Annotated in this window: 11 protein-coding genes, 1 tRNA gene and 1 pseudogene; 7 read left to right on the forward strand and 6 right to left on the reverse strand. The window is 61.8% G+C overall.

All coding sequences use genetic code 11. The features are described from left to right. The coding region (locus tag EOA28_RS16165) for a substrate-binding domain-containing protein (RefSeq protein WP_148670731.1) at nucleotides 1-339 on the reverse strand (339 nt) is incomplete at its 3' end. A 294-nt stretch (nucleotides 340-633) separates the two neighbouring features. On the opposite strand from EOA28_RS16165, the gene EOA28_RS16170 reads away from it, so the two are divergent. The 5 genes from EOA28_RS16170 to EOA28_RS16190 all read left to right on the forward strand — a co-directional run bounded on the left by EOA28_RS16170 (nucleotide 634) and on the right by EOA28_RS16190 (nucleotide 4,109). Then, nucleotides 634-1,623, forward strand: coding sequence for a LysR family transcriptional regulator (locus EOA28_RS16170; RefSeq protein WP_127251915.1), 990 nt, complete (start codon nucleotides 634-636; stop codon nucleotides 1,621-1,623). Nucleotides 1,624-1,729: 106 nt separating this feature from the next. Further along, nucleotides 1,730-2,068 carry a protamine-2 (modular protein) gene (locus EOA28_RS38855; protein ID WP_189342063.1) on the forward strand — a complete coding sequence of 113 codons (339 nt, stop codon included), beginning with the start codon at nucleotides 1,730-1,732 and terminating at the stop codon, nucleotides 2,066-2,068. 516 nt (nucleotides 2,069-2,584) lie between these two features. Further along, nucleotides 2,585-3,505 (forward strand): acyltransferase, encoded by a 921-nt coding sequence (locus EOA28_RS16180; protein ID WP_189342064.1) that lies wholly within the window; start codon nucleotides 2,585-2,587, stop codon nucleotides 3,503-3,505. Between the two features lie 47 nt (nucleotides 3,506-3,552). Beyond that, a complete protein-coding gene (locus EOA28_RS16185; protein WP_127251917.1) occupies nucleotides 3,553-3,765 on the forward strand; it encodes a hypothetical protein in 213 nt (70 codons plus the stop codon). A gap of 26 nt (nucleotides 3,766-3,791) precedes the next feature. Further along, nucleotides 3,792-4,109 carry a hypothetical protein gene (locus EOA28_RS16190; RefSeq protein WP_127251918.1) on the forward strand — a complete coding sequence of 106 codons (318 nt, stop codon included), beginning with the start codon at nucleotides 3,792-3,794 and terminating at the stop codon, nucleotides 4,107-4,109. Nucleotides 4,110-4,209: 100 nt separating this feature from the next. On the opposite strand, the gene EOA28_RS16195 is transcribed toward EOA28_RS16190, so the two are convergent. Next, nucleotides 4,210-4,283, reverse strand: a tRNA-Gly gene (locus EOA28_RS16195). 136 nt (nucleotides 4,284-4,419) lie between these two features. Between EOA28_RS16195 and EOA28_RS16200 the strand changes: the two genes are divergently transcribed. After that, nucleotides 4,420-4,689: a DUF6460 domain-containing protein gene (locus tag EOA28_RS16200; RefSeq protein ID WP_181166832.1), complete on the forward strand. Its 270-nt coding sequence runs from the start codon at nucleotides 4,420-4,422 to the stop codon at nucleotides 4,687-4,689. Between the two features lie 12 nt (nucleotides 4,690-4,701). Here the strand turns inward: EOA28_RS16200 and EOA28_RS16205 are convergent, their stop codons facing one another. Next, nucleotides 4,702-5,604, reverse strand: coding sequence for a histone deacetylase (locus tag EOA28_RS16205; RefSeq protein WP_127251925.1), 903 nt, complete (start codon nucleotides 5,602-5,604; stop codon nucleotides 4,702-4,704). 186 nt (nucleotides 5,605-5,790) lie between these two features. Between EOA28_RS16205 and EOA28_RS16210 the strand changes: the two genes are divergently transcribed. Beyond that, complete coding sequence (locus EOA28_RS16210) at nucleotides 5,791-7,122, forward strand: MATE family efflux transporter (protein ID WP_245463181.1); 1,332 nt, start codon at nucleotides 5,791-5,793, stop codon at nucleotides 7,120-7,122. A gap of 38 nt (nucleotides 7,123-7,160) precedes the next feature. Here EOA28_RS16210 and EOA28_RS40225 read toward each other — a convergent pair whose 3' ends face one another. From EOA28_RS40225 to EOA28_RS40235, 3 genes and pseudogenes are all read right to left on the reverse strand, one after another. Continuing rightward, nucleotides 7,161-7,601 (reverse strand): pyridoxal-phosphate dependent enzyme, encoded by a 441-nt coding sequence (locus tag EOA28_RS40225; RefSeq protein WP_245501530.1) that lies wholly within the window; start codon nucleotides 7,599-7,601, stop codon nucleotides 7,161-7,163. Continuing rightward, on the reverse strand, nucleotides 7,499-8,122 hold the full coding sequence (locus EOA28_RS40230) for a pyridoxal-phosphate dependent enzyme (protein WP_245501531.1): 624 nt from the start codon (nucleotides 8,120-8,122) through the stop codon (nucleotides 7,499-7,501). Before EOA28_RS40230 ends, EOA28_RS40225 begins: the two co-directional genes overlap by 103 nt. 29 nt (nucleotides 8,123-8,151) lie before the next feature. Continuing rightward, nucleotides 8,152-8,306, reverse strand: a pseudogene (locus EOA28_RS40235) (dihydroorotate dehydrogenase (quinone)); the annotation flags it as partial.

Here is an 8,306-nt window from a genome sequence, read left to right on the forward strand (position 1 = left end):
GGCGACGGTGACCACGCCGGCATCATTGGCCTTCTGCAGCGCGTCCGCCATGGTGGTGCCGTCGATCGAGGCGATGATCAGCGCCTTCGGGCCTTTGGTGATTTCATTTTCCAGCTGGCTGAGCTGGTTCGGGATGTCGTCCTGCGCGTATTGCAAGTCGACGGTGTAGCCGAGCTTCTCGAGCTGGGACTTGACGGCATCGCCGTCGTTGATCCAGCGCTGCGAGGTCTTGGTAGGCATCAGCACGCCGATGAGGCCCTTGTCGGCCGCGTGTGCCGAATAGGTCATGGCAGCGACGCCAAGGGCCGCGACGGCGGCCAGTGTCTTGATGATCTTCACGATTACTCTCCCTGGTTGATGGACGCGACACCTCGGGGCTTCGCGGGCCGCGCAGTCGAGCAGATGCGCTGGCGCGCCTCTGTCGGCTTTATCGATCTCCGGTATCCTCCCAATCGGCCCCGCGACGCAGTTTCAATCGATACGAATTCGCTCGTTACCGACCCCTGCGCCTCGGAACGCGCGAAGGGTGTGGCCCTTTGACATAACTGTCAAATGCGATCTTCGGTGGTTGCTATACCGAAACTGATATAGCTTAAGGGGATTGAAGGAAACCCGCTGGGAAGGTTCAGGATCATGGCGGCAATGCAAGATTTCGGTGCGATTTCAGGTGTTTACGAGAAGCCGCCGGGAGACGGCGAGACGCTGCTGCGCAGCGGCCTGAGCCTCCGCCACATGCGCATGATCACCGCGCTGGACGATCACGGACGGGTGAGCGCGGCCGCGCAGGTCATGAACATCTCGCAGCCGGCCGCCTCGCGCATGATTGCCGAGATGGAGGCCGTGCTCGACGTCAGATTGTGCGAGCGGCTGCCGCGCGGCGTGACGCTGACCCCTTATGGCAAGGCGCTCGCGCGGCGCGCCCGTTCTATCCTGCTCGAAATGCGCGAGGCCGATCGCGAGATTTCCGAGCTCAAGGCCGGCAAGGGCGGCTCCGTGTTCCTCGGCGCCGTGACGGCGCCGGCAATCGAGTTGGCGGTGCCGGCGATTCGCGAAATCCGCCGCATCTATCCGCGCATCGAGATCACCATGCAGGTCGAGACCTCCAACGTGCTCGCCCGCGAGCTGATCGCGTCGCGCCACGACTTCATCATCGCGCGCATTCCCGACGACCTTAACCCGCGGCTCTTCGAATCGCGCGTCATCGGCGTCGAGAAGGCCTGCCTCATCGTGCGCCGCGGCCACCCGCTGGCGAGCGGCAAGGCGGTGAAGCTGGAAGACACGGCAGCTTATGACTGGGTCTTCCAGTCCGGCGGCTCGCCGCTGCGCCAGGCGATGGAAAGCAACTTCCTCAACCGCGACATCGCGCTGCCCGACCGCATCCTCAACACCTCGTCGCTGCTGCTCACTTTGGTGATGGTGGCGCAGTCCGACGCCATCGCGCCGGTCTCGATCCAGGTCGCCAGGTTCATCCAGGGTGCCGACGGGCTGGCCGGCGCCATCGACGTGGTTCAGACCGAGTTCGATATCGAGGTCCGGCCCTATAGCCTGATCACGGTCAAGAACCGCGTGCTCTCGCCGGCCGCCAAAATGCTGCACGACTTCATCTTGCGCGAGGTGGGGTGATGGAACGAGAACGCTACTTCTACGTTCAAACCGATCGGTCGCTCGCTGGAGCCCGTTGCGGCTGAGGGAAGAGCTGCCGAGGCTCAACAGCTTGGGAGGTTTTTTGATGGAACGTCGGTTGTTTCTGACTGGAATGCTTGGCGTTGCGGGGGCGGCGGCACTTGCTAGCCTGGCCGGACCCGGCAAGGCTGTTGCCGGCATTCCCGGCGGCAACGGGATCCTGGACGAACTCGACAAGCCGGACAACGCGGTCCTCGAAGGCGACGATCCGGCCGAAGTGGAGCTGGTCTCCCACCGGCGTCATTATTACGGAGATTGGCGCTGGCGCCATCGCCGGCGTCGCCGTCGGCGCGGCTGGAGGCACGTCTGCCGCCGCTACTGGCGTCATGGCCGCTGGCGCCGCCGCTGCTGGCGCGAGCGCTACTGGATCAATATCTGGCTGTAGTTCAGGCGACGACAAAGACTGCGGAGCATCGGGTCCTGCACGAATCGTGCAAGACCCGATCCCGTGTTTGGAGACCTGCCAGTGTCCCGCAGCAGCGCGCCACGATATTGAAGCAAGCAGGTTGGGGAGACTGGAGCGGGTAGCGGGAATCGAACCCGCGCGTTCAGCTTGGGAAGCTAGCCCTTTCGTCGGGATTCCAATTGCTTGCCGGTAAAACCGAGCAAAATCGTCCCAAACCAAATCCATAGGTTTACCGGGAATCTGTCAAACGATCGAAGCGGATCGAGCGGTATCGTTCGGCCGCATACGTCCCCACGATCGATTGAAGTTCGTCGCCGGTTCCTGGGCGCCGAGAATCTGGTTGTGTCACAGACAGCGCCGGGCCGCGCAAGGACCCTCAATGGCGTTAGGCGGTCGGCAACCAAAAGGCTGAATTGCGCCGCCTTGAGGATGCTGCAATGGTCGAGCTGAACCCGTCTCGCCGCGCTGAGTGGCGAAAGTTCGCGGAGGGACTTGGTGGCTAGCCCCGACAGGAATGAAACAATCGCTGTCAATGCCAACATCCAGGCGTTGCGGGCAATTGCGGCGTATGGCGTCGTCATCCATCACATAATTTTCAGCTGCGACCACTACATCGGCGTTGGCCGGGCACCTATGTCCATCAACATCGGCGCCACCGGCGTTGAAATCTTCTTCGTGATAAGCGGCTATATCATGTCGAAGACAACCGATATTTCGGGGATTTCTCCGTCACGATTTATTCAAAACCGACTGTTTAGAGTAGTCCCGAGTTATTGGCTGCTGACCTTGTTTGCGGTGGCCATCGTCCAAACCGGCTTCATGCTTTTCGGCCTGCATGACATCAGTCTAGAACACTTTCTCTGTTCGCTGTTCTTGCTACCCGAATTGGATGCCTCCGGTCATATATTGCGGCCGATCCTCTTTGTCGGCTGGACTCTCGAATTTGAAATGGTATTCTATTTCATATTTTTTCTAACACTCTATCTGAAACCAATTATATACAGAAAGGTGTCGGTGTTATTTGTTCTTTCAGTGCTTATGATATTTGGACAGTATTCATCCGACGCATACTTACGATACTTGTTCTCGGAATTGCTCCTGGCGTTCATGCTCGGCATACTCATCCATGTTTCGGAGGCCCGCATATCGCTGACATGTTTCGCGGCATTCGGTTTGATGGCAATATCGGTGCTGGGCCTTGCGACTGTCGACACGCTTCCGGATGTCACGAAGACATCCCCAGGTCATGTAATCGTGATCGTCGCCGCGGCATTGCTGGTTGTGTCTGCGGTAGGGTTGGAGCGGCGCGGACTGACCGTCGGGCGCGGGTTTTTGATGAGACAGGGCGACGCGAGCTATGCGATTTACCTCATCCATCCCTTTATTCTCAGTTCATCGGGAAGCTGGCTATTGTAACGGGTATCGCCGCCTCAAATATCGGGTTGGCCGCCACGACACTGGTGATGCTGATTGCGAGCGGTTTCGGCGGCACAATCTTCTATAGATGCCTTGATGCGCCGTTCGTCGCCTCCATGAAGCGTCGGCTATGGAATCGCGGCGCGCCAGAGTTGCGCGAACTCGATCGACAGCTACGCGCTACCAGCGTGCTTGAGAACGTCAAAAACGCCCGCACTTCGCGGAAACCAATCGCTACGACGCCGGGAAATATTTCCTGATCCGGTACCGCAAAGACCGCACGGTTATGGTTGAAGGATACGACAGTATCATTGTGGCCACCCAAGAGCCTGGAGAGGCGGAATTCCGGATCGCGTCCGGCCAGGACGACGACAAGGTCGTCGTGGTGGAAGTCGGGAAGATCAACAAGTTGGTCCAGATGTATCCGAACTATTTTGGCGATGTGTCGCTATTCGTCAGCAATCTGAAGGAGATTTGCGACGGACGAAAGCCGGTGGAATACAGCATGGCCAAGCCGCAATCAGTGCCACTTCGGCCCCGTGAGCCAGTGAACGCTGGCGCTATCTATCGCCGCTACCGTAAATGGTTCGAGAAGCGAAGCTAGGCGAGGCGAGGCCGAATCGAGAACGCAAGTTGTAAAACTACCTGTAAAACCGCTTATTCTCAGCGAGGTCACAGGCAAGCTCAAACCTTTCGGCACAAGCTGGAGCGGGTAGCGGGAATCGAACCCGCGCGTTCAGCTTGGGAAGCTGACAGGCTACCATTACATCATACCCGCGCGAGCCCTCGTTACCATGATGGCGCCGCCTCAAGCAATCGGCAAAACGGAGCCGGTGGCTCCATTCCTTGATGCCTTTCCGCGGAATGCGTATCTCTGATACCGCGCCGCCGAATCAGGCGGCTCGAACCGGAGGATGGCCTTGTCCGCACTGACGCGCTTTCTTGGCGACACGCCGCTCAGGGTGTTCCTGAAGCTGCTCGTGGTCTCCTTTCTCGTCGGCCTCGTCATGCATGCCTTCGGCTGGTCGCCGATGGATGTCTTCTACGGTATCCGCCAGTTCTTCGTCGATTTGTGGAATCTCGGCTTCCACGCCATCGACCGCTTCCTCGGCTATATCCTGCTCGGCGCGGCGATCGTCGTTCCTGTGTTCATCCTGCTCAGGATCGCCAGCTATCGGAAATAGCCTAGCGTCCCATTACGCATATCGCGAGGCGGCCTCGAACAGGATCGCATGGCGCGCGGCCAGCGCCGGCACGTCGGTCGAGTAGCCGCCGCCGATGACGCCGCACAGCGGAACGCGGTGGTTACGGAAATGACCGATGACCATGTCTTCGCGGGCGAGGAGGCCATCGTCGCTCAGCGCCAGCCGGCCGAGCCTGTCCTCGGCATGCACATCCACGCCGGCATTGTAGAAGACGATGTCCCAATGCCTTTGTGCGGATAGTTCCGGCAGGATGGCGGCGAGCCGGTCGAGATAGGCGTCGTCGCCCGTGCCGTCCGGCAGTGCGACGTCGAGGTCGGAAGCGATCTTGCGCACCGGATAGTTGCGCTCGCCATGCATGGAAAAGGTGAAGGCGCGAGGCTCGTCGTTGAGAATGTCCGCCGTGCCGTCGCCCTGATGCACGTCGAGATCGACAATCAGCACGTTTTCGACCGCGCCCTCGGCCAGCAGCGCCAGCGCGGCGACGGCGACATCATTGAAGGTGCAGAAGCCGGCGCCTTGCGCGCGCCTGGCGTGATGGCTGCCGCCGGCGGCGTTGCAGGCAATGCCGTGTTTCAGCGCCAGCCTGGCCGCCAGCACGGTGCCCGCCGTGGCGAGTTGAGCCCGCAGCGACACGCGCGGGCCGACAGGAAAGCCGATCTCGCGCTCTATCTTCTCAGGCACCTGGCAGGCGATCACCTGGTCGACATACTCGGCTGCGTGGGCAAGCTTCAATCGTGATGCCGGCGCCGGTTCCGGCATCGAAAGCGCACCCGGCGCGGCCAGCCCGCGCATGCGCAAGGCCTCCATCAAAAGCGGATATTTGCTCATCGGAAAGCGATGGTTGACGGCGAAGCCGGCGTCATAGTCGGGGTGATGGGCGATCTGCAGCGGCATGGATCGGGAGGTCTGAGCCAAGTCTGGAGCAATTCCAGGAAAAGTGTGAAACGGTTTTCCGTCCGGAATTGCTTAAAAACAACAGAAAATTCGGTAGTCAGCCCGGCGGATGATGGTTGCATGAGGCAGGCAAACTGGCGCACATCGGGTCCTCGATCAAGCCGTATCAGCCGGGCAGCAATCCCCTTGGACGTAACACAAGCCAACGCCAGATCTTTCGCCGTCACCAATCGCTCGGTGCTGGCGATCGCCGTGCCGATGACGCTTGCCTATCTGACGACGCCGCTGCTCGGCATCGTCGACACCGCGGTGGTCGGCCAGTTCGGCGACGCGGCCCTGCTCGGCGGCCTGGCGGCGGGATCTCTGGTCTTCGACGTCGTCTTCACCACCTTCAACTTCCTGCGCTCCGGCACCACTGGCCTTGTCGCCCAGGCCTTCGGGCGCGGCGATGCGCTGGAAGAGCAGGCAGTGCTGTGGCGCGCCGTGCTGATCGCGGTCGTCGCGGGCGTCATTCTTGCGGCACTTGCGCCGCTCTTTGCCGTGGCCGGCCAATGGTTCATGGGCGCCGAGCCGAGCGTCAGCGCGGCCATGTCGGTCTATATCCGCATCAGGCTGCTCGCCGCCCCCTTCTCGCTGATCAACTACGCCATACTGGGCTACGTGCTTGGACGCGGCGAGGGCGGGCTTGGGCTGATGCTGCAGGCGGTGCTCAACGGCATCAACATCGTGCTCTGTTTCCTGCTCGGCCTCGAGCTCGGCTGGGGTGTTGCCGGCGTCGCCTGGGCGACGGTCACCGGCGAGTTCCTGGCCATGCTGCTTGGCCTTGCCATCGTGCTCAACCGCTTCCGCAAGCTGGAGCGGCCGTCGCGTCGCCGCATCCTCGATCTGCCGGCTTACCGGCGCATGCTGTCGCTGAACCGCGACATCATGATCCGCTCCTTCTCGCTGCTTGCCGCCTTCGCGCTGTTCACCAGGCAGGGTGCGCAATTCGGCACGGTGACGCTTGCCGCCAACGCCGTGCTGATGAACTTCTTCCTGATCGCCGGCTATTTCCTCGACGGCTTCGCCACCGCCGCCGAACAGTTGGCCGGCCGCGCCATCGGCGCGCAGGCGCCTGCTCCCTTCAGGCAGGCCGTGCGGCTGACGCTGATCTGGGGTTTTGGCCTCGCGGCCGGCGCCAGCCTTATCCTGCTGACCGCTGGCGCGAGCCTTGTGGCGCTGGTCACGACCTCGCCCGAGGTCCGCGAAGTCGCCGACATTTATCTGCCATGGGCGGCCTTCACGGCGCTGAGCGGCGTGCTGGCGTTCCAGATGGACGGCGTCTTCATCGGCGCCACCTGGTCGCGCGACATGCGCAACATGATGCTCCTGTCGTTCCTCGTCTTCAGCGCCGCGCTGATCACGCTGGCGCCCGCCTTCGGCAACAACGGGCTATGGGCGTCGCTGCATGTCTTCCTGCTGGTGCGTGGATTGAGCCTGCTCGCGGTGCTGAGGCTCAGGGTACGAACGGCGTTTTAGGCGCCGATTGTTCGGCGCCGGCCGAGCGCCGGCGTTTCTCAGCTCCAGAGGTCGGTCGAGAGGTACTTCAGCCCGGAATCGCAAATCACGACGGCGATCGTCTTGCCCGATTGATCGCCGCGTAGGAGACGCAGCGCGGCGGCGACATTCGCTCCGGACGAGAAGCCGCCGAAGATACCTTCGCTGCGCGCGAGCAGGCGCGCGGTCTCGCGTGCCTCGTCGCCGGAAACCTGAAGATAGCCATCGACGGGCGCGTTTTTCAGAAACGGCAGGTCCGGCATGGCGTAGCCGCCGCCTTGAATGGGGTGTTCGGGTCGGGTGACCGTCTCGCCCGCGGCCGCCGCTGCGCCCTCGGGCTCGACGATGAAGCACTTGATCAGGGGATTGCGTTCCTGAGCGCCTTCGCCACCCCGGCATAGGTGCCGCCCGAGCCGATGAAGTCGACGAATGCATCGACGGCGCCATGGCTGGCGTCCCAAATTTCCGGTCCGGTCCCGTGATAATGCGCAAGCCAGTTCCCGTCGCGGTGGAACTGATCGCCGCGAAATGCGCCTCGTTCCTCCGTCACCGCCTTGGTGGCCTGCTCGACAAGCGCCAGATCGCCACCCGAGACCTGCCCCGGCACCGATCCCGGCAACTGGTCCACGAGGATCACTTCCGCGCCGAGCGCCGCCATCATGCGGGCGCGCTCTTCGGAGTTGCCCTTCGACATCACCGCGACGAAAGGGTAACCCCTGACGGCGCAGACGATCGCGAGGCCCGTGCCCATGTTTCCGGAGGTAAGCTCGACCACCGTTTGCCCCGGCTTGATTGCGCCGGACTTTTCGGCCTCCTCTATTATCCCAAGCGCCGCGCGATCCTTCTTGGAAAAGCCCGGATTAAGATATTCCAGCTTGGCGAGGATTTCGCCTTTGACGCCCGCTTGCGCCGTCAGCCTTTCGAGCCGGACCAATGGAGTTCGACCGATCGACTCTACGACGGAGCTCAGAACCTCAGCCATGGCTGTCCTCCCGATTTCGTGGGAGCTTATCAGAGTTTTTTGGACCAGTCTGTGCAACCGGTATCGCGCAGTTCGCCAATAGATTTGAGCCGTTGCCGCTCCATGAACCGCGCCATGCCGGCCACGATGCGCCCGGGCAGCGCCGGGCCGGCATAGATCATGCCGGTGTAGAGCTGGACGAGGT

Origin of the sequence: Mesorhizobium sp. M2A.F.Ca.ET.067.02.1.1 (assembly GCF_004023285.1) — a bacterium.
In the GTDB taxonomy this organism is placed as follows: Bacteria; Pseudomonadota; Alphaproteobacteria; order Rhizobiales; family Rhizobiaceae; genus Mesorhizobium.